Source organism: Rudanella paleaurantiibacter (genome assembly GCF_009184635.1).
In the GTDB taxonomy this organism is placed as follows: Bacteria; Bacteroidota; Bacteroidia; order Cytophagales; family Spirosomataceae; genus Rudanella; species Rudanella paleaurantiibacter.
This window is the reverse complement of record NZ_WELI01000011.1, coordinates 24,430-44,216: the sequence shown is the minus strand read 5'-3', so window position 1 is coordinate 44,216 and position 19,787 is coordinate 24,430. Positions and strand designations below refer to the sequence as shown.

Annotated in this window: 17 protein-coding genes; 12 read left to right on the top strand and 5 right to left on the bottom strand. The window is 56.5% G+C overall.

The features are described from left to right. The first annotated feature begins 34 nt into the window (after positions 1-34). From fucP to F5984_RS21830, 11 genes are all read left to right on the top strand, one after another. A complete protein-coding gene (gene fucP / locus F5984_RS21880) occupies positions 35-1,306 on the top strand; it encodes an L-fucose:H+ symporter permease (RefSeq protein ID WP_152126357.1) in 1,272 nt (423 codons plus the stop codon). Between the two features lie 3 nt (positions 1,307-1,309). Continuing rightward, positions 1,310-2,032 (top strand): (Fe-S)-binding protein, encoded by a 723-nt coding sequence (locus tag F5984_RS21875; RefSeq protein WP_152126356.1) that lies wholly within the window; start codon positions 1,310-1,312, stop codon positions 2,030-2,032. A 160-nt stretch (positions 2,033-2,192) separates the two neighbouring features. Then, on the top strand, positions 2,193-3,596 hold the full coding sequence (locus tag F5984_RS21870; RefSeq protein ID WP_152126355.1) for a lactate utilization protein B: 1,404 nt from the start codon (positions 2,193-2,195) through the stop codon (positions 3,594-3,596). Then, entirely contained in the window at positions 3,589-4,179 is a 591-nt protein-coding gene (locus tag F5984_RS21865; protein WP_152126354.1) for a LutC/YkgG family protein, read from the top strand. Before F5984_RS21870 ends, F5984_RS21865 begins: the two co-directional genes overlap by 8 nt. Further along, positions 4,176-5,858 carry a UxaA family hydrolase gene (locus F5984_RS21860; protein WP_152126353.1) on the top strand — a complete coding sequence of 561 codons (1,683 nt, stop codon included), beginning with the start codon at positions 4,176-4,178 and terminating at the stop codon, positions 5,856-5,858. Before F5984_RS21865 ends, F5984_RS21860 begins: the two co-directional genes overlap by 4 nt. A gap of 93 nt (positions 5,859-5,951) precedes the next feature. Next, positions 5,952-7,295, top strand: a complete 1,344-nt coding sequence (locus tag F5984_RS21855; protein ID WP_152126352.1) for an alpha-L-fucosidase — start codon at positions 5,952-5,954, stop codon at positions 7,293-7,295. Between the two features lie 81 nt (positions 7,296-7,376). After that, a complete protein-coding gene (locus F5984_RS21850) occupies positions 7,377-8,141 on the top strand; it encodes an SDR family NAD(P)-dependent oxidoreductase (protein ID WP_152126351.1) in 765 nt (254 codons plus the stop codon). A 115-nt stretch (positions 8,142-8,256) separates the two neighbouring features. Beyond that, entirely contained in the window at positions 8,257-9,129 is an 873-nt protein-coding gene (locus F5984_RS21845; RefSeq protein WP_152126350.1) for a fumarylacetoacetate hydrolase family protein, read from the top strand. Between the two features lie 69 nt (positions 9,130-9,198). Further along, positions 9,199-10,200, top strand: coding sequence for a class 1 fructose-bisphosphatase (fbp, locus tag F5984_RS21840; protein ID WP_152126349.1), 1,002 nt, complete (start codon positions 9,199-9,201; stop codon positions 10,198-10,200). 70 nt (positions 10,201-10,270) lie between these two features. Then, positions 10,271-11,050, top strand: a complete 780-nt coding sequence (locus tag F5984_RS21835) for an L-fucose dehydrogenase (RefSeq protein ID WP_152126348.1) — start codon at positions 10,271-10,273, stop codon at positions 11,048-11,050. 151 nt (positions 11,051-11,201) lie between these two features. Further along, complete coding sequence (locus F5984_RS21830; RefSeq protein WP_152126347.1) at positions 11,202-14,960, top strand: hypothetical protein; 3,759 nt, start codon at positions 11,202-11,204, stop codon at positions 14,958-14,960. Between the two features lie 320 nt (positions 14,961-15,280). Here F5984_RS21830 and F5984_RS21825 read toward each other — a convergent pair whose 3' ends face one another. From F5984_RS21825 to F5984_RS21805, 5 genes are all read right to left on the bottom strand, one after another. Beyond that, positions 15,281-16,060, bottom strand: coding sequence for a hypothetical protein (locus tag F5984_RS21825; protein WP_152126346.1), 780 nt, complete (start codon positions 16,058-16,060; stop codon positions 15,281-15,283). Further along, on the bottom strand, positions 16,057-16,884 hold the full coding sequence (locus F5984_RS21820; protein ID WP_152126345.1) for an SDR family NAD(P)-dependent oxidoreductase: 828 nt from the start codon (positions 16,882-16,884) through the stop codon (positions 16,057-16,059). Before F5984_RS21820 ends, F5984_RS21825 begins: the two co-directional genes overlap by 4 nt. A 12-nt stretch (positions 16,885-16,896) precedes the next feature. Further along, a complete protein-coding gene (locus F5984_RS21815) occupies positions 16,897-17,358 on the bottom strand; it encodes a DUF2147 domain-containing protein (RefSeq protein ID WP_152126344.1) in 462 nt (153 codons plus the stop codon). 81 nt (positions 17,359-17,439) lie between these two features. After that, positions 17,440-18,048, bottom strand: coding sequence for a TetR/AcrR family transcriptional regulator (locus F5984_RS21810; RefSeq protein ID WP_152126343.1), 609 nt, complete (start codon positions 18,046-18,048; stop codon positions 17,440-17,442). Between the two features lie 202 nt (positions 18,049-18,250). Beyond that, complete coding sequence (locus tag F5984_RS21805; RefSeq protein ID WP_246169255.1) at positions 18,251-19,246, bottom strand: DsbA family protein; 996 nt, start codon at positions 19,244-19,246, stop codon at positions 18,251-18,253. A 163-nt stretch (positions 19,247-19,409) separates the two neighbouring features. On the opposite strand from F5984_RS21805, the gene F5984_RS21800 reads away from it, so the two are divergent. Next, positions 19,410-19,778 carry a winged helix-turn-helix transcriptional regulator gene (locus F5984_RS21800; RefSeq protein ID WP_019991245.1) on the top strand — a complete coding sequence of 123 codons (369 nt, stop codon included), beginning with the start codon at positions 19,410-19,412 and terminating at the stop codon, positions 19,776-19,778. Positions 19,779-19,787: the final 9 nt, after the last annotated feature.

Genomic DNA, 19,787 nt, shown 5'->3' with positions numbered 1-19,787 from the left:
TCCTATTGTTTTGCATTACCTTTTTGTAAGCGCCATGCAGACCCAATCCCGATTTCCGTTTATTCTGATTACGGCTCTGTTTTTCCTGTGGGGATTTGCTCATAATCTGAACCCGATTCTGATTCCGCACCTGAAAAAAGCCTGCGAGCTGACCGATTTACAGTCGGCGCTGATCGACGCGGCCTTTTTCATTGGCTACTTCGTGACGGCCCTGCCCGCCGGTGCGTTCATGAAACGGTTCGGGTACAAGCGGGGCATCATTACGGGCCTGCTGGTTTTTGCGGCCGGGGCTTACCTCTTTTACCCGGCAGCCGAAACTCGTCAGTACGAGCAGTTTCTGTTTGCGCTGTTTGTGATTGCGAGTGGGCTCACTTTCCTCGAAACGGCCGCTAACCCCTACGCCACCATGCTCGGCGAACCGGCTACGGCCACCCAACGGCTCAATCTGGCGCAGTCGTTCAACGGGTTGGCGGCAACACTGGCCCCACTTGCCGGCGGTCTGTTCATTCTGTCGGGCCGTAGTATTTCCGAAGCCGACAAGACGCGCTTATCGCCCGATGCCTTCGATCAATTACTGGCCGCTGAGGCTGCAACCGTTCAGGTGCCTTACCTCATCATTGGCACGGTCGTTTTGCTGGTGGCCGGTATCGTGGCCTTTACTCAACTACCTGAGATCAAGGAAGAAACCGATCAACCCGGCACCAGCCAGAGCAAGCGGTCGATCTGGCAGGAGCGTAACCTCTTGCTTGGCGTGCTCACGCAGTTTTTCTACGTCGGCGCGCAGGTGTGCATCACGAGCTTTTTTATCCGATTTGTAGGGCAGGCGGCCGACATCGACGAGAAAGCGGGAGCTTACTACCTTTCAGTGGCCTTGCTCGGCTTTATGCTGGGCCGGTTTGTGGGGACGTTCCTGATGCGCTACATTGCCCCGCACCGGTTACTGGCCCTGTACGCCGTTATCAACGTCGGTTTACTCGTCCTCGCCGTTTTTGTGGGAGGCATTGCCTCGGTTTACGCGCTCATTGGGGTGGGCTTCTTCATGTCCATCATGTTCCCAACCATTTTTGCCCTGAGCATTGCCGGGCTGGGCGAACAAACCAAACTGGGCTCATCCTTGCTGATTATGGCCATTGCGGGTGGAGCCCTGTTTCCGCTCATCATGGGGCAGGTGTCTGACCTGACCAATATTCGGCTGGCGTACCTGGTTCCGGCCGCCTGTTTTCTGGTGGTGCTGTATTTCGGGCTCACCACCTCGGCCAAACACACGGTCGGGGCGGGTGAGGCTCTTCAACCTGTAGCTCATTAAGCCATGCGCGTTGCCTTGTTTGTTCCGTGCTATGTCGATCAGTTTTACCCGCAGGTTGCCATTGCCATGCTCCGGCTGCTCCAGCAACTTGGGTGTACGGTTGACGTACCGGCCGGGCAAACCTGCTGCGGTCAGCCAATGGCCAACGCCGGTTTCAATAGTCTGAGCGGCCCTTGTTTTGGCCAGTTCAACCGGGTGTTTGTGGGTCATAAAATAGTTGTTGTGCCATCGGGCTCGTGTGTGCTACACCTGAAAGAGCACAACCCGGCCTTTGAGGGACAGATTTACGAACTCTGCGAATTTCTGACCGATGTGCTGGCGATAAAGTCGCTCCCCGACAGCTCATCGTCGCAACGGGGTACCGTCCGGGTCGGACTGCATCAGAGTTGCCACGGGCAACGGGGCCTGCGCCTGGCGGCCATGTCGGAGCGCAACGAACCCGCTTTCTCCAAACCCGAAACCTTGCTCCGGCTGGTGGAGGGTGTGGAGCTGGTGCCGCTGAACCGGGCCGACGAGTGTTGCGGCTTCGGGGGTACGTTCTGCGTGACCGAAGAGGCTGTGTCGGTGAAGATGGGCAAAGACCGCGTGGCCGATCACCTGCGGGCGGGGGCCGACGTGATTACGGGAACCGATATGTCGTGCCTCATGCATCTGGAGGGCATTCTCCGGCGGCAGGGGTCAACGGTTCAGGTCAAACACATTGCCGAAATACTGTACGAATGCTGATCGGCAATGTGTTGATTGACTAGCTAATCTTGAATTTGACCCATTGAGAGAATGAACCATGTAAAATGCACAATGAAAAATTCTACTACCTGCTGACAATCAGCTATTTCACTACACATTTTACATTCTTCATTATACATTTAATCCAGTCTGACTACTAATGCCGAACGTTGTTGAACATGCGGCCGGTGCCCGGCAGTTTGTGACCGATGAACCCCGTACCGACTGGCACGATCAGACCCTGTGGTTTGTTCGCCAGAAACGGGACCGTATGGCTCACAGCCTGCCCGAATGGGAAACGCTGCGCCAATGGGCCTCACAAATTAAAGACCACGCCCTCGCGAATCTGAGTCAATACCTCGAACGACTCGAAGCGCAGGTAGAGGCCAACGGGATTCAGGTGCACTGGGCCGCCAATGCCGAGGAGCATAACCGGATTGTGGAACAAATTGTCCGGCAGTCGGGTGGTCCGGGCGGGGTGCGGGTGGTCAAAAGCAAGTCGATGCTGACGGAGGAGTGCCACCTCAACGACTACCTGATTCGGAATGGGATTCTGGTAGTCGACACCGACCTGGGCGAGCGAATTGTGCAGCTACGGCAGGAGGCACCAAGTCATATTGTGCTGCCCGCCATTCACCTGAAAAAGACGGATGTAAGCCAGACGTTTGCCCGGCACCTCGGCACCGACCCGACCAACTCTGACCCCCAATACCTAACCGAAGCCGCCCGCCAACACCTGCGCGAAGAGTTTCTGGGTGCCACCGTTGCCATTACGGGCGTCAACTTCGCCGTGGCCGAAACCGGTACGCTGGTGGTGTGCACCAACGAAGGGAACGCCGATTTGGGCGTGCACCTCGCCGACGTACACATTGCCTGCATGGGCATCGAAAAAGTAATTCCCCGGCAGGAGCACCTGGGCGTGTTTCTGCGGTTGCTGGCCCGCTCGGCAACGGGGCAGCCTATCACAACGTACTCAAGCCATTTTGTCCGGCCCCGGCCGTTGTCCAACGGCAAACGGCAGGCTATGCACCTGATTCTGGTCGACAATGGCCGGAGCACGCAGCTGGGGCGGCCCGATTTCAGAAACTCGCTCAAGTGCATTCGGTGCGGGGCCTGTTTCAACACTTGCCCCGTGTACCGGCGCAGTGGCGGGCACAGCTACCACAATGCCGTGGCTGGCCCCATCGGGTCTATTCTGGCCCCGAACCTCGACATGAAAAAGAATGCCGACTTGCCCTTTGCCTCTACGCTTTGCGGCAGTTGCGCCAACGTATGCCCCGTCAAAATCGACATCGACAAGCAGCTTTGGCTCTGGCGGCAGGAACTCACCCGGCAGGGTATGGCACCGGTTTCTAAAACCCTGGCCATGCGCCTGATGAGCACCGTGCTCAGCTCACCGGTTCTGTACGGCTGGTCGGGTAAAATTGGCCGCCGACTGATGCGCCTGTTTCCGGGTCTGGTCAGCAACCGGTTCAACCCCTGGTACCGGGGCCGCGAGATGCCGCAACCCCCGCAGCAAAGTTTTGGAGAGTGGTACCGCCAACAGCCAAAAAAGCATGAATAGTCGCGAACGTATATTGTCTACCGTTAGGCAAAATCAGCCCATATCCGTGGCCCTGCCCCTGGTAACGCCCCCCGACCCGGTGGCACCGCTTTCCGATACCTTCTGTAAAGGTGTCGAACGGATTGGCGGGCAGGTGATTCGGGTGCAAGACCCCGGTCGGATTACCGCCTATGTCCGCGAAGCCTTCGGGCCGGAGATGGATTGGGTGAGCGCGGTAGATGGGCTGGCGGGTACGCGGCAACTTGACCAAAACCTCCACCGGGGCCACACCCTGGCCACCGTCGAGCTCGCCATATGCGCGGGTCATTTCGGGGTAGCCGAGAACGGGGCTATCTGGGTCACCGACGATTCGTTGCCGCACCGCGCCCTGCCGTTCCTGTGCCAACATCTGGGGCTGGTAGTGGCCGAGTCGGCCCTGGTAGCTACGATGCACGATGCCTACCGACTGCTCGACGGGCGGACGTTCGATTACGGCGTGTTTATCGCTGGACCCTCCAAAACCGCCGACATTGAGCAGTCGCTGGTGATTGGCGCGCATGGCCCCCGCAGTTTAACCGTATTTCTCCTTGCCGATTCGCTATGACACACCTCACCGCCGACGTACGCACGTTTCTGCACATTCACCCCACCGACACGGTTTTGGTGGCTCTTCAGGACCTCCCCGCCGGGTATCGCATTGTTCATGGGGGAAAGGTGCTGGTGTTGCCTCACCCCGTTTCGGCCAAACATAAGCTGACCACCGTACCCCTCGCCGTGGGCGACCCGGTGCAGATGTACGGGGTACGCGTAGGCCGGGCTACACAACCCGTGGCCCCCGGCGAACCGCTCACGACGTTCAACCTGAAACACGAGGCCGACCCCTACAGCCTGAGCCGTCGGCAACCGTACCATTGGCAACCGCCTGATGTGTCAGCTTTTACCTCGCTCACGTTCGATGGGTATCACCGGGCCGATGGGTCGGTAGGTACGCGCAACTACTGGCTGGTGGTGCCGCTGGTGTTCTGCGAGAACCGTAACATCCGCATGTTGCAGGAAGCGTTTGAGCAGGAACTGGGCTACGGACAACCCCAAACGTACCGGCAACAGGTTCGGAAACGGATTGAAAGTTACCGGCAAACGGGTCGTCACGACCGGGAGACAGCCGCGCCGACCGACCAACCATCCAAAATTACCGAAACCGAAACCGCCGGGCGGCTTTTTCCGAATCTGGACGGTATCCGGTTTCTGACCCACGACATGGGTTGCGGTGGCACCAATACCGACGCCGACCGCCTGTGCGCCTTGTTGGCGGGGTATCTGGTTCACCCCAATGTAGCCGGGGCTACGGTGCTCAGTCTGGGTTGTCAGAAATCGCAGATTGATACGCTCTGGCACGAGATTCGGAAGCGCCAACCGGCTTTCGACAGGCCCCTGCTTTACTTCGACCAGCAGACTTACGGCACTGAAGCCGCCCTACTGACCGATGCCATTGACCAAACCTTCGCCGGGCTGATTGAAGCCAACCAAAACGAGCGTCGGCCCGCCCCGCTTCACAAGCTGAGTGTGGGGCTTAAATGCGGAGGCTCCGACGGTTTTTCGGGCATTTCGGCCAACCCGGCTCTCGGCCATGCGTCGGACCTGCTTGTGCAACTGGGGGCCACCACGTTACTGGCCGAGTTTCCTGAACTCTGCGGGGTGGAACAGGAACTCATTGACCGCTGCGAGCGCGAAGACGATGCCGCCCGGTTTGTGGAACTGATGGAAAACTACGCCCGCCGGGCAGCTGCCGTGGGAGCCCATTTCGACATGAACCCCTCGGTTGGAAATATCAAAGACGGCCTCATCACCGACGCTATTAAATCGGCCGGGGCGGCCCGCAAAGCTGGTCATGCGCCAGTTGCCGGGGTGCTCGATTACACCGAACAGCCCACCCGGCCCGGCTTGCATCTGCTCTGTACGCCCGGCAACGATGTGCTGGCCACCACAGGCATGGCGGCATCGGGGGCCAACCTGATTGTGTTTACAACCGGGCTCGGCACGCCTACGGGCAACCCCGTGGCCCCGACCGTCAAAGTCTCGACCAACACAAGGCTCGTTCAGCGGATGCCCGACATTATTGATTTCGACGCGGGGGCGGTGGTCAACGGGACCGAAACCATTGCCCAAAATGGGGAACAGATGCTCCGGCACCTGATTGACGTAGCCTCGGGGCGGGTGCTCACCAAAGCGGAACAACTCGGCCAAACGGACTTCATCCCCTGGCAACAGGATGTAAACCTGTAAGACTTCTCCGTAACCCGTAAAAGGTCTAAAGTCCAGTATCTAAAATCCGAGGTCCGGTACTTGAGTATACTCAAAGCAAACCCTTATTCAATCATGAAAAAACTTCTTTTACTGCTGCTGATCGGCCTAAGCCTGACTTCGGCTCAGGCGCAGCAAACGGCCAATAAACCCGAGCGTGAGCAGTGGTTTATGGACCTCGGTTTCGGCATGTTTATTCACTGGAGCCTCGATTCGCAGGTGGGAGCCGTGATTAGCCATTCGATGGCCGGAGCCTCGGACGATTATCTGAAGCGGTTCACCACGGAGCTTCCTGCCACGTTTAACCCAAAAAAATTCGACCCCGACGAGTGGGCCACCCTCGCCCGGCTCGCAGGCATGAAATACGTGGTATTTACGGCCAAGCACCACGCGGGATTCTGCATGTGGCCTACCAAAACAACGCCTTTTAGTGTAGCTCAAACACCCTTCAAGCGCGACATTGTGCGTGAGGTGCTCGACGCCTTTCGGAAACAGGGTATTGCTGTTGGGCTTTACTTCTCTCCCGAAGATTTTTATTACCTGTACGAGCAAAAAATCCCCATCGGGCGGTTGCAACACCCGCAGCATTTTCCGGCCAATAACCCTGGCCTGATGGCCCACGACAAAGCCCAGTTGAAAGAACTGCTGACCAACTACGGCCCCATTGATATTATGTTCTTCGACGGGCCGGCCGAGGGGCTGAAAGAATACGCCTGGCAGTTGCAACCCAATCTGGTAGTAACCCGGGGGCAGATGAACACCCCCGAACAAAAAATACCCGACAAGCCGCTGCCCGGCCCCTGGGAGTCGTGCTACACCATGGGCACCGACTGGCAGTACAAACCCACCAACGACCCGCACAAAACCGGCACCGAAATCATCAATATGCTTATTGAAACCCGCGCCAAAGGCGGTAACCTGCTCCTGAACGTTGGCCCCAAGCCCAACGGTGAGATTCAGATTGAGCAGGAGGCCCTACTGCGCGAGGTGGCGCTTTGGAACCTCGTCAATGGTGAGAGTATTCACGGCGTTCGGTCGTGGGACATCACCCGCGAAGGCCCTATTTGGTTTGTGAAAAGCAACCGCGAGAATGCCGTGTACGCTTTTGTGCCGGGTGGCAATGAATGGAAGTACGGCGACCGGAAAGAGTTTGTGCTCAAAACCCTCGAAGGCAGCGCACAGACCAACGTAAGCGTGGTGGGGTACGACAGTAAGCTGGTGGAATACCGCGAGGGCTTCGATGCGTCGATCAACTGGCAGGCTACGCCCCTCGGGCTGGTTATCAGCGCCGTGAACGGGCACCGGCTGTACACCAACAACAAGTGGCCGAACCCGGCAGTGCTCAAAATCACCAACGCCCGGTTTAAACCGCTCGAACTGGCCGGTGAAAAACGCAGCAAGCTGGATGGAGCGCACTAATGAGTGAATGAGCGAAAGAGTGCCGGGGGGTATGAGGTAACGGAAGAATTGTGCCCCATTGAGGGATGAAACACCAAAACCATGTTTAAACTAACCGATAAAATCGCCGTGATAACCGGCGGGGGCAGCGGAATTGGAGCGGCTATCTCGCGCCTGTTTGCGCGGCAGGGAGCCACCGTGCACCTCCTCGATTTTGATACCGACACAGCTAACCAAACCGCCGATGCCATCCGGGCTGAGGGCGGCAACGCCTACGTCCATGCCTGTGATGTGGCCAATAGCCGGCAGGTAAACCATACCATTAGCAAAATTCGCCGGATAGATATACTGGTCAATAACGCGGGCATTGCCCATGTCGGGAAACTCCACCAAACCACCGAAGCCGACTTCGACCGGGTGGTGTCGGTCAACGTGAAAGGGGTGTACAATTGCCTGTCGGCGGTGGTGCCGCTCATGCAGGCGCAGGGAGGTGGGGTCATTCTGAACCTATCGTCCATTGCGGCTCTGGTGGGTATTCCCGACCGGTTTGCCTATTCCATGAGCAAAGGAGCCGTGCAGGCCATGACCCTCTCGGTAGCCCGCGACTACCTGACCGACCGTATCCGCTGCAACTGCATCAGCCCGGCGCGGATACATACCCCGTTTGTAGATGGCTTTCTGGCCCGAAACTACCCCGGCCGGGAGCCCGAAATGTTCGAGAAACTGGCCCAAAGTCAGCCGATTGGCCGCATGGGCAAACCCGACGAAGTGGCCGCCCTCGCCCTGTACCTGTGTTCCGACGAAGCCGCCTTTATCACTGGCTGCGATTACCCCATCGACGGCGGGTTTGTCCGTCTAAACAACTGATTAAGAACTTGAATTAAATGTATAATAAACAATGTAAAACGTATAATGAATTAGCTGATTATCAGCAGGCAATCCAATTGTTCATTATGCATTTTACATGGTTCATTCACTTACCATGAAACTGCTACGTTTTGGCCCCGTCGGGCATGAGAAACCCGGCCTTGAACTGGGCGGAAAATTTTACGACGCATCGGCCCTCGTGCGCGACTACGACGAGGCTTTTTTTGCCGAAGACGGCCTCATCCGATTGCGGAATCACATCAACAGCATTCCGCAACAGCTTGAAAATCTGCTGCCGCCAATTCCCGAAGGCACGCGATTAGGCTCGCCAGTGGCGCGGCCCTCCAAAATTGTGTGCATTGGTCTGAACTACGAAGACCATGCCCGCGAAACCGGAGCAGCCATCCCAACCGAGCCGGTCATTTTCCTGAAAGCGAGCACCGCCCTCTGCGGCCCCAACGACCACATCGAAATCCCGCGCGACTCCACCAAAACCGACTGGGAGGTGGAATTGGCGGTGGTGATTGGCAAACGGGCGCGCTACGTGACCGAGGCCAACGCCATGCAGTACGTAGCGGGGTATTGCCTGCACAACGACGTGTCGGAGCGAGCGTTTCAGCTGGAGCGCGGGGGCACCTGGGACAAAGGCAAAGGCTGCGACACCTTTGCGCCAATGGGCCCGTATCTGGTGACGCCCGACGAAATTACCGACGTGAACAACCTGCGCCTGTGGCTCACCGTGAACGGCCAACCCCGGCAGGATGGCAACACGCGCACACTCATTTTTGGCATTCCGCACCTGATTGCGTACGTCAGTCAGTTCATGACCCTGCTACCCGGCGACATTATCTCTACCGGTACCCCGCCGGGCGTGGGGCTGGGTATGAACCCGCCCACCTACCTGCAACCCGGCGATGTGGTGGAGCTGGGTATCGACGGTCTGGGCACCGCCCGGCAAACCGTGCGGGCTTTTACAGAGGAAGATTAGTTCAAAATAGGTTAGTCAGATAGCCTTCGTCGGCTTGAGCGGAGGCTATCTTTTTTTCACGACACACGTATGCGCACAGACGAACATCCGCTTGCCCTGCCCGTTGGCATCACGCTCGACCGGTTTATCATGCAGAATCAGGCCGCGTTTCCGCACGCGTCGGGCGAGCTATCGCAACTCCTGCGCGACATTGCGCTGGCGGCCAAAGTAGTAAACCGCGAAATCAACCGGGCGGGCCTGATCGATATTACGGGCGCTTTCGGAACAGCCAACGTGCAGGGGGAGAGCCAGCAGAAACTCGATGTGGTGGCCGATATTCGGTTTATCCGCGCCCTGACCAACGGGGGCGAAGTAGCCGCTATTGTCTCCGAAGAACGTGACGCCATTATTCAGACCGGCAACCGGCACGCGCACTACGTGGTTGCCATCGACCCGCTCGACGGCTCGTCGAACATCGACGTAAACGTGTCGATTGGCACTATTTTCTCGATTTACCGACGCGTCACGCCCGCCGGTACCGAGCCCACCGAAGCCGACTTTTTGCAGGGTGGCCGTCGGCAGGTAGCGGCTGGGTACGTGTTGTACGGCTCCTCGACCATGCTCGTGTATGCCACCGGGCATGGCGTCAACGGGTTCACCTACGACCATTCGCTGGGTGAGTTTTTTCTGTCGCACGCCCTCATGCAGATTCCGCAGCAGGGCCGCATTTACTCGTGCAACGAAGGCAACCGGCGGCTCTTTTCCGACGGGGTGCAGCAGTACCTCGACCATTGCCACGAGCAACACTACGCGGGGCGGTACATTGGCTCACTCGTGGGCGATTTTCACCGAAACCTGCTCAAAGGGGGCATTTATCTCTACCCACCCACGACCGCCTTACCCCTGGGCAAACTGCGGCTTTTGTACGAATGCTACCCCCTGGCTTACCTCATGGAGCAGGCCGGTGGGCAGGCCATCGACGGAGTCCTTGATATTCTGGACATTCCGCCCCAGTCAATTCATCAACGGAGCCCGCTTTACCTCGGCTCCACGGCGATGATTGATGAGCTACTCACATTTTTCGTTCAATAAAAAAGGTTGGAGCAACCGAAAGCCACATGCATTTGCGTGCTGGCTTTCTTTTTTTCTAAACAAGTCAAACATGGATTTACAACTTACCGACAAGGTTATTCTCGTAACGGGCGGGGCCAAGGGCATTGGCGAAGGCATCTGCCGGATTCTCGCGGCCGAAGGGGCCATTCCCGTCATCATCGGCCGGAATAAAGCCGACAACCGGGCCACCGTCGCCACACTTGAAGCCGCCGGGGGCCGTGCATTGGCCGTTCAGGCCGAACTGACACAACCCGACCACTGCGCCCGTGCCGTAGAGGAGGCCGTCGCGGCTTTTGGCCGAATTGACGGACTGGTGAATAATGCCGGTGTGAACGATGGCGTGGGTCTGGAAAACGGGAATCACACCGCTTTTATCGACTCGCTGCACAAAAACCTCGTGCATTATTACCTCATGGCGCACCACGCCCTCCCCTACCTCAAGGCGAGCCGGGGAAGTATTGTGAACATCGGGTCAAAAACGGCCGAAACGGGACAGGGCAACACCTCGGCCTATGCAGCCGCCAATGGTGGGCGCAACGCCCTCACCCGCGAGTGGGCCGTAGAACTCCTGCCCTACGGGATTCGGGTCAATGCCCTTATCGTGGCCGAATGTTTCACGCCCCTGTACGCCCAATGGATTAGCACCTTCCCCGACCCGGCGGCCAAGCTGGCAGCCATTACCGCCAAAATTCCGCTCGAAAACCGTATGACAACCGCCGACGAAATCGGGCAGATGGTGGCCTTTTTGCTCTCGGCAAAATCGAGCCATACCACCGGGCAACTCTTCCACGTCGATGGCGGGTACGTGCACCTCGACCGGGCTCTCTAAAACGGCCAGCCGAAGCGCGTTTTTTCACATAAAACCTCGCCAGAAGCCAACAATGAGACGTTGAGAACAGGAATTGACCGACTGAGACAAGCCCAAAAGGGGCTGTACACCTTGTTTTGTAGAGAATCTCACTCGCTTCAATCTGCCTTCTATGCACCCACGCTTACTCCTTTTTTTCTCGTTGTTCTGGCTGGCGGGGTTATCCCTCCGAGCCCAATCGAACCTGATTACCGACCCCGGTTTTGAAGTCATCACGGCGGGCACCAGCAGCTACACCACCAACCTGAGCGGCACCGTTTCGGGGACGGCGGTGCAGGGTCGGTGGCAACTTACGTTCGTGACCGGTACGTGCAGCACCACCACACTCTGTTCGGGCCCGACAACGGGTTGCTCAAGCGGCAGCTCGGTCATTACCACCCTCGACCGCAACTCGGGCAATCAGTCGCTGTACATGCGGATTACGAAGCAAACCAATCGCAACGATATAAAACTGTATCAGGTAGTGGCGCAACCTGTAGCGGCCGGGAGTTACGAAGTGAGCTTCTACATGAAGTCGGACGGGGTATCGCTCGTGACGTTGAATGTGTTCAAGTCAACGGCTGCGGCCACCGCCAACGGGGGCGAAACATCGGGGACAATCACCGGTACAGCCTCTTCGTTTTCGTCGACCACCGGCTGGCGTAAGTACCGGGCGGTGGTCGATGTATCGGGCTGGACCGAAGCCGAACGTACCGGTATGCGGATTTCAATACGGCCCAATACGGGCACCGGTGCCACGGGGGCCTCGTTGCCACAGGGCCCCTGCCCCAAGCAGTTTTGGTTCGATGATTTTATCATGCGCCCGGCCTCAACAACCGGCACGCTGGAAGATTTGCGCCTGACAGCCATTCAGGTAGCCCGCGAACGGCAGGAGTTGGCCGCCAACGCGGGCTTTACCGACGAGGCCGCGGCCTTACTCGCCGACATATCAGCCCTGACGGCCACCAGCGCGCCCTTAGTTCCCGATAAAGGCGTGGGCTTTTTCCCAACACCCATTCACACCTCGGCCGCTACCAACCCGTTCATTCAAGCCATGAACACCTGGGCGGGCACCTACCTGGGGCAGGCGTTTCCGCCATCGCAATCGGGCTTACCCCCGCTCACAACCACCAAATCCACCTCAGCTTCGATGGTATTTCCGGGAGGGCGCGGGTTGGCCCCCATCATCCGGGAAACGGGTGCCACGGCCGAAGGTCTGTACTGGTTGCTGGTGTCGCCCCTGAGTGAGTATCGGTACAATCCCGATTTGTTTTACCGATTCCTGCATATTCTGTATGCCTCGGCCGACGATTACAGCATTCACGGCGCGAGCGGTGAAATTGATGAAGTACCCGGTGCCACCACAAACGGTCTGAACGACTGGTTTGCATCGCCCACGTTTGCCTACGGTTGGCGCATGGCCGACTATTCGTTTTCCGACTATATCCCCACCACTTTCAAAAACCGCCTGCGCAACGCGTCCGACATTATGGGCGGCATTTATTTCACCATTGCCCAAACCGGACTGGCCGGTGGCACCTACGTAAACCGCGATGTTTCGTATGCCGAAGTGCTGGCCCAGACCGGTCTGCACCGAAACCGCACCGACTGGACCAATTTTGCCCGGACCATTGTGACCTCGCTCAACACCCAGTGCATTTACCCCGACGGGGCGTACAGCTACATTCGGGAGCAAAACGAAGTGGCCAATTACCACGGCGGTACCACCACCTCGCTGGCCAAAATCCACGCCGTACTTGATGTTCCCGAAGCCCTGACGGCCATTGCCAAGACAGCCAATTATGAGCTAATCAGCATTGAGCCCACCGAAGTACCGGAGTTTTTTTCGGCCCCCTCCTGGAAAACGCAGTGGAACGGCCAGTCGGGTTTTTCGGGCGAACCACTCGTTTTTGTGACCGGCAACCCTTATCTGAAAGGGCAACTCGACCAGTTCAGGGCGTTGTTCGGAACGGGGTATAATTCTGTTTTCCGCAAGCAGCTCCCCACTCCGCTCAACGTATCATTCTACCGTAACGACATCACAGCGAAGCCCCTGCCCGATAACTATGTTGTGTACGACCGGAACATTCAGGGGCCCCGCGCCCGGTATGGGCGTTTCTCGTACGCCATTTCGGGTCGAGATGTGGATGCAAGCGAAGTGGTCGGAACCTCTGCGCCGGGTGGCTTACCGGGTATGCAAACATTTGTGGGTGCGATGATGACGCAGGCAGGCCGCCAGACGGTCAATGGCGTAAACCGCGACGAACTGAATGCTGCCCTGATGGCAGTACACTCAAAAGTACACGTTCGGACATCGGCTAACCAGGAGTGGCGCGACTGGGCCTACACCAGCACCCGCATCAAACCCAAAACGAACGTAACGAAAACGGCCACGGCATTTTCAGCTTCGGGTGGGCTGCAACGGCAAAATGTGGGGCCTACTACGTTTGATAGTGACTGGGGGACGTTTCAGCAATGGATCACCCTCCCCGACCGGGTTATTGGGGTCGTAGAAACGTTTCCGAAAAATGGCAACCCGGCTCAGGCTCTTGAAATAGACGGGCGGGTGCGGTTTACCTACGGGCGGGGTGAACAGCAAAACCCCAAAAGCATCACGGTGCTGGAAGCAAACAAGCGCTATGCGTACGGTAATCTGCAAACGATTATTCACAACCACGACTTTACGCAAATCAGTACCGGAACGGCCGGGATTCTGCGCGATGATTTTCCGACGGCCGAAGAAATCGTTTTCCGCTACAACCTCTCCGACGGCACAAACCTGTACACCTACCCCGGCGACACCCGGAAGTTTTTTGTGGTCGAGATTCGGCAAAGCGGAGCCGTGGGCGATGCGACCGTCAGCCGGGTATCCAATGGCGACCTGAAAGGACTGGTGGTGCAGCTTAACGGGCAATCGTACCGGGCGTTCCGTAACCTCGGCAACGCCCAGATTACCCTCGATGTGAGCACCTCGCTCACGGCGGGCACCATTCACAAGCTGTATTATTCCCGCACCGACAACGAGCCGCAGACTCCACAAACGTTCACAGCCACGCCGGGCGCACCGGCCAATCTGGTTCTGCCTGCCAACGAGCAGGTGTTTCTGGTGTCGAGCGTACAGGGGGAGCCGCTCAGCGACGGTTTTTCCAATTTCAACACCCTGCTCAACGCCATGGACACCCCGCCGGGGGCGCAGTTGCTGGCATCTAACAACGGCCTACTCCCCTGCAACAATCCCTTGCTGACGCTCGCGGTGAGCACCAGTGCGGCTACCGGCCCGCTAACGTACGCATTTTCGGGGCCGGGTATTGTGAGCACGTCGGGCAGCTCGGCGACGGTGAACACGGCTGGCGTGTATTCGGTGACGGTTACAAACACAAGTAACGGCCTGAACAGCACGACGAGCCTCAACATTGGTACAACCGGCAATACCGCCTTTGCAAGTACACCCAGCCCATCGTCGACCACCGCCCGGGCGGGGAGTGCATTGAATATAAGCTATTCGGCCGACCCTGCCGGATGCCCATTCGACCTCATTACCCCGTTTTCGGTTGAGCTGACGGGGGCACAATCGGCCACGGTAGCCAGCCTCACGAGCAATACCACCGGGCTACGGTTTGCGATTCCGGCCGGTTTGCCTCCGGGCGATTATCAGGTGCGGGTACGGTACGGCTCCGACGTGCTGAGTCAACCCTTCACGCTGACGGTAACTGCGGCCGAGGTGTTTCGGATTGTGGCCACCAAAACGGATATCTGCGAAGGGCAAACCGTGCGGCTCACCGCCCTCGGGTGTACGGGCACCGTGCGCTGGAGTACCGGGCAGGAGGGGCCGTTTATCGACGTAACACCGGCCAGTACCACAACTATCTCAGCCAGCTGTGTAGAGAACTGACCAGGGGTATGGCACTCAATTGAGGGTTCGTAGATTTAGGGTAGGTAGTGTAAACAGGCGGTGAACGTGGGGTTCACCGCCTGTTTTGTTAACGTGAATTATGCATAATGGCTGACGCAAGGGCCTTCGACAGGCTCAGGCTGACTGTAAACTTGAGAGCCGCCAGTCAGCCTGAGCCTGTCGAAGGCCCTTGCGTCAGCAATCATTTGTTAAACAGCTGGTTGTAATACAAATTATCCATAATTCACGTTTTGTTAAAAAGAGGAGGAGGCTCAGACCCACACTCCCGGGCGACATGAGTCCCTTGAGTCCAGTCCCTCTTAGCCCAGAGCCGCCCACAGGCCTGACAGCGGGCGGCCTATCAGCGCCTGAATTAATACGCCCACCGTCACGAGCGCATACAGGAGCGCCACGAGGATTACCTGCCACAGGTCTTTGAACAGGTAGTGAGCCAGTAACGGGATTACTTGCAGGGCGTGCATGCCCAGAAAATGGGCAATTCGCAAATCGCCATTCTTACGGCTCCAGTTTAGTACGGGAAGGCCCGCTCCGCCGTCGGCCCCTCCCACCGTATGCGCCATCCGACTGCCCATCATTAACCCCTGCAACGAAAACAGGATAAACCAGATTAGCCCGAACCGAATGGCCCACAGGTACCCCTGCGGTAAGGGGGTAACTTCACCAAAAAACTGGGTTGTCAGGTACGCTGTCCAGACCGAAACCCCGATGGCCGCAAGCGCCATTCCGATCCACATAAACGAGTAAAACGGGGTAGATGTATTGAAGTGTGAGGCCTGCCCCCGACTTGCCTGCACGGTGATGTAAACCAACTCCAGACTTAACAAAACGGTTACGCCCCACGAGAACCACGAGAGCGAATTTGTTGGCGGCAGGTAGGCGCTATACCAGCCCATTGTCCAGGAAAAGAGTGCCACCGACAAGTAAAACTTGAAGGGCTTGTACCAGACATTAGCCCCGTACACTTCCGTTCGGCTAAGGGCCGTCAGCAACAGGCAAACGACCGCTCCGGCCAGGCACAGCCACCCGAACGCCCAAAGAAGTTCGTTTCGAACGCGCAAGGTTTCCAGAAAGTATCTCATATGCTTAGCGTTGATACGCGTTGATGACGGGTCATACCGCCCATGACCTGCTCCATGATACGCACTTTGACCGGACGTGGCACCAGTTGCAAACTGTAAACCAGCAGTTTAGTGAGCCACCCCGGCAACACCGTCGTTTGCCGACCCAGGGCCTTCAGAATGGGCACGCCGACTTGTGCAGGTTGTGACGTCATATTCATCTGCATATTGGCACGGCTACCAAACCCACTCTGAACCGGCCCCGGAGCTGCGGCCAATACATCTACCCCGGCTGGCTTAAGCTCCCGATTTAGCCCCTCAGCCAGGGTTTGCACATAGGCTTTGGTAGCCGCATAGTGGGCTGCAAAGGGAACTCCCTGAAAAGCCACCATAGACGACAACAGAATGATTCCACCCCGCCCCTCACTGGTAAACCGACGGCCAAACTGATGGGTCAACCGCAACAGGGCTTCACAATTTACCCGCAACATGTTTACCTCGTCCTCCAGATCGGAGTCGACCAGCCGACCCGACGTGCCGAAGCCAGCTGATGCCACCAGCAGCCCCACCGGAAGCGACTCCGTTGCCTGAATCAGTAAAGTAACGCCCTCCGGCTGGGCCAGATCGGCCAGAACCAGCCGAACCTCAGTTTGATAGGTTTGTTGAAGTTCCCTGGCGACCTCGGCGAGCACTGCTTCGCGCCGGGCGACCAGCACTAACCCAAAACTTGCACTTGCCAGCTGTTTGGCCAACTCCCGACCGATACCCGACGAGGCCCCGGTTACTACCGCCCACGAACCGTACCGGTTTCGCAGACGCTTTTTCTCGTTTTCTGATAGTGTCATAATTGATAGATATTACTGGTTTGGGACCCGAGTCCAGACGTCGGTGCGGCCAAACATTGACAGCCCCATAAAGCCCCTGATGTTTAACCGGTTATTACTTTCCAGGCTCACCTTGCATGCATACGTTTTTCCCTCCCGTGGGTCATAAATCGTCCCATCTTGCCAGGTGTTTTTACCATCAAAACGTAGGTTTTGTAGCAAGACCAGTCCAAGTAAAGGACGATTCCGAAGGGTTGGATTTGGGTTTTTCTCGTCATTACTGACGGTCCCAGTTCCCCAGGTGATGCGGCCGAAGTAGGAGCCTCCCTGTCTGTAGATCTGAATGCGCCTATCCTTCTGGTCCGAAAGCCATTCACCTACAATCGCATTAGGGTCTTTTTGCGCGGAGGCTGCGTTGGTCAGTGAAACCCACACGAGCAGCGATACGATCACAAACCTGGCGGTCAGTAGATAGCCAGATAGATTCTGTTTCATTTTGGTCCAATTAACGGTTTAAAAATTCAATTTTGAACTACGATTTATATTTGAACAATGTTCAATAAACAGGTAAAAAATTTAGAGCCTGTCCAGCATTCGCAAAAACTCAGTCAATCCCTCGCCTACCGGATTGTTTAATTCAGTGACCGACGCCCGTTTCATGATGGACAGCGAGCAAATACCATGCACCGCACCCCAGATCAGATACGCCAGCGCGACCGGTTGATGCCCGCTGAAATGACCGGCATCTACACACGCCTGAACCATATCGCGCAAAAAGTTGAACGTACTCTGCCCCTCGTGCCATTTACCGTCAGGAGCACACTCAACGTGATCAATGGGGTCAGCGACACTAAACATCAGCTGATACATGTGCGGGTTTTCAACCGCAAACTGAACGTAAACGTGGCCGGAAGCCTTCAAACGTTCCATTGGGTCAGCCACGTACGTTAGAATCTGAAACCGGCTGCGTAGGTCCGAAAAACCTTGGGTATGCAAGGCGTGCAGAATGGCACTTTTGTCTTTAAAATAGACATAAACGGTTCCTACGCTGTATTCAGCTGCGTCGGCAATGTTTCGGATTGTTACATTGTCTACCCCTTTTTCGGCAAACAGCCGCATGGCCGCAGCCAGAATATGATTGCGTAACTCTTCTTTTTCCTTCGCTTTGCGTTCGGCAACTCCCATGACTTATTCGTTCGTCACAAAACTAAGCGCAAATTTTGAACATTGTTCAAAATCTAACAGAAATTTTACACCTTCACTCGTTTTATCGTAAGGCACAAAAATGATACAGGCTTAACTGACCATCTCCCGCATCGTTGGAAATAGTCAGTTAAGCCTGTCGACTGTGTCTGATAGATGGTATCAGCCCGTTCAATGAACCTCTCTACCGACGGGTATTTTTGATGGTCCAGATAGATCCGTTTTTGGTGGTCAACTTTTCCAGATACCCCTGCGCGGCCAGTTCGTTCAGTTGTGCTTCGGCCGTAGCCCTTGGCGTACCCGACAGTTCGGCATACTCCTTGGCGGTCAGTGAGTGGTAGGCCGCAAAAAGCGATTGTGGGTCTTTGCCGTACTCCTTTTTGGTGGCGGCTCCGTGCAGTTTCAACACTGCCACTTCGTAAAACGAGTAGGGTTTGGTGCCATATACCACCTCGCCGTTGCCCTGACTATTGGCAAAAAACAGCGTTGGGAAACCCCGCACCCCCATCGATTTGGCCAGTTTCAAATCGTCTTCAAACGCGACTTTGGCCTTACCATCAACATCCGCTTTAAGTTGATCTACATTCAACCCCACTTTGCGGGCCGCAAGGGCCATGTTTTCCCACTTCGCAATGTTCTTTTTCTTCAGGAAAACCAATTCCCGGAGCTCGCGCAAAAACAACAAAGCTTTTGCTTTGTCCTGCATCTGGGCCGCTTTGAATGCAATGGAGGGCGGGTACGACGACGCAAGCGGATCTTCGAGCCAAACATCTCCGTCGATAGGCATATCGTAATACACGCTCACCTCATCCCAGTGATGGGCTACGTCGGAGGGCTTGCTGATGCCACCGCTGTTGTAGCTCCAGTCGGGCAGTAAACCGCCCATCCGGTACTCAATATCCACACTGTTGCCGTATTCCAGCTTCAGCTTTTTGAGTTGGGGTTCTATACCCCAACACGACGAACAAATGGGGTCGGTGAAGTAGATAACCTTGATGGGTTTGTCGGCGGTTTGTACCGAAACGGTGTTGCCGGTGGTGCTATCGGGTATGGCGCAGATGCCCTCGGCCGGGTCGCACAAGAGTGGATTTTTAAGTTCTTCCATTTTTCTCGTTGTCTGAGCTCCGCAGCCTACGCTGCCAAGCATGGTCAGGATGGTTAATACCAATTTGTAAATCATGGTCGGTTGCCGATCCAGTGCCGTATGGCGGGTGAATGACAGAACAAAACTACCGAGCTAATGCTGTACATTTGCTATGCGTTTCCTTTTAGAAAGTAGTTTCCTCGAAGAAACTACATCTACCCATCACTCAGAAAATCAGCCGGTTAATCAGAAAAAGACAATGAAAAAGAAGGCACAGGTAAACGACACGCCCGTATGTCAGGTTCGGATGCAGGCCATTGGCGATGCGATGAGCGTACTGTCGGGCAAATGGAAATTTCAGATTCTGGGCACGCTTATTGAGGGCAACAAGCTCGGTTTTATGGATTTGCTCCGGGAGGTTCGGGGGATCGGCACCAAAATGCTCTCAAAAGAGCTCCAGGACTTGGAAATGAATCAGTTAGTCAGCCGAACGGTAATGAACACCAAGCCCATCACGGTGGAATACAGCATCACCGAGCACGGCAAAACGCTGGCCCCGCTTATTCTGGAACTGGCCAGTTGGGGCATCGCCTACCGGAAATCGGTGTATAGTCAGCGCGAGGAATAAGCCAGCCTT

Coding starts and splice junctions, on each gene's coding strand:
- fbp (WP_152126349.1), top strand. CDS start 9,199: ATGCGCACAGACGAACATCCGCTTGCCCTGCCCGTTGGCATCACGCTC.
- F5984_RS21830 (WP_152126347.1), top strand. CDS start 11,202: ATGCACCCACGCTTACTCCTTTTTTTCTCGTTGTTCTGGCTGGCGGGG.
- F5984_RS21835 (WP_152126348.1), top strand. CDS start 10,271: ATGGATTTACAACTTACCGACAAGGTTATTCTCGTAACGGGCGGGGCC.
- F5984_RS21860 (WP_152126353.1), top strand. CDS start 4,176: ATGACACACCTCACCGCCGACGTACGCACGTTTCTGCACATTCACCCC.
- F5984_RS21810 (WP_152126343.1), bottom strand. CDS start 18,048: ATGGGAGTTGCCGAACGCAAAGCGAAGGAAAAAGAAGAGTTACGCAAT.
- F5984_RS21825 (WP_152126346.1), bottom strand. CDS start 16,060: ATGAGATACTTTCTGGAAACCTTGCGCGTTCGAAACGAACTTCTTTGG.
- F5984_RS21845 (WP_152126350.1), top strand. CDS start 8,257: ATGAAACTGCTACGTTTTGGCCCCGTCGGGCATGAGAAACCCGGCCTT.
- F5984_RS21855 (WP_152126352.1), top strand. CDS start 5,952: ATGAAAAAACTTCTTTTACTGCTGCTGATCGGCCTAAGCCTGACTTCG.
- fucP (WP_152126357.1), top strand. CDS start 35: ATGCAGACCCAATCCCGATTTCCGTTTATTCTGATTACGGCTCTGTTT.
- F5984_RS21820 (WP_152126345.1), bottom strand. CDS start 16,884: ATGACACTATCAGAAAACGAGAAAAAGCGTCTGCGAAACCGGTACGGT.
- F5984_RS21815 (WP_152126344.1), bottom strand. CDS start 17,358: ATGAAACAGAATCTATCTGGCTATCTACTGACCGCCAGGTTTGTGATC.
- F5984_RS21805 (WP_246169255.1), bottom strand. CDS start 19,246: ATGATTTACAAATTGGTATTAACCATCCTGACCATGCTTGGCAGCGTA.
- F5984_RS21875 (WP_152126356.1), top strand. CDS start 1,310: ATGCGCGTTGCCTTGTTTGTTCCGTGCTATGTCGATCAGTTTTACCCG.
- F5984_RS21800 (WP_019991245.1), top strand. CDS start 19,410: ATGAAAAAGAAGGCACAGGTAAACGACACGCCCGTATGTCAGGTTCGG.
- F5984_RS21870 (WP_152126355.1), top strand. CDS start 2,193: ATGCCGAACGTTGTTGAACATGCGGCCGGTGCCCGGCAGTTTGTGACC.
- F5984_RS21865 (WP_152126354.1), top strand. CDS start 3,589: ATGAATAGTCGCGAACGTATATTGTCTACCGTTAGGCAAAATCAGCCC.
- F5984_RS21850 (WP_152126351.1), top strand. CDS start 7,377: ATGTTTAAACTAACCGATAAAATCGCCGTGATAACCGGCGGGGGCAGC.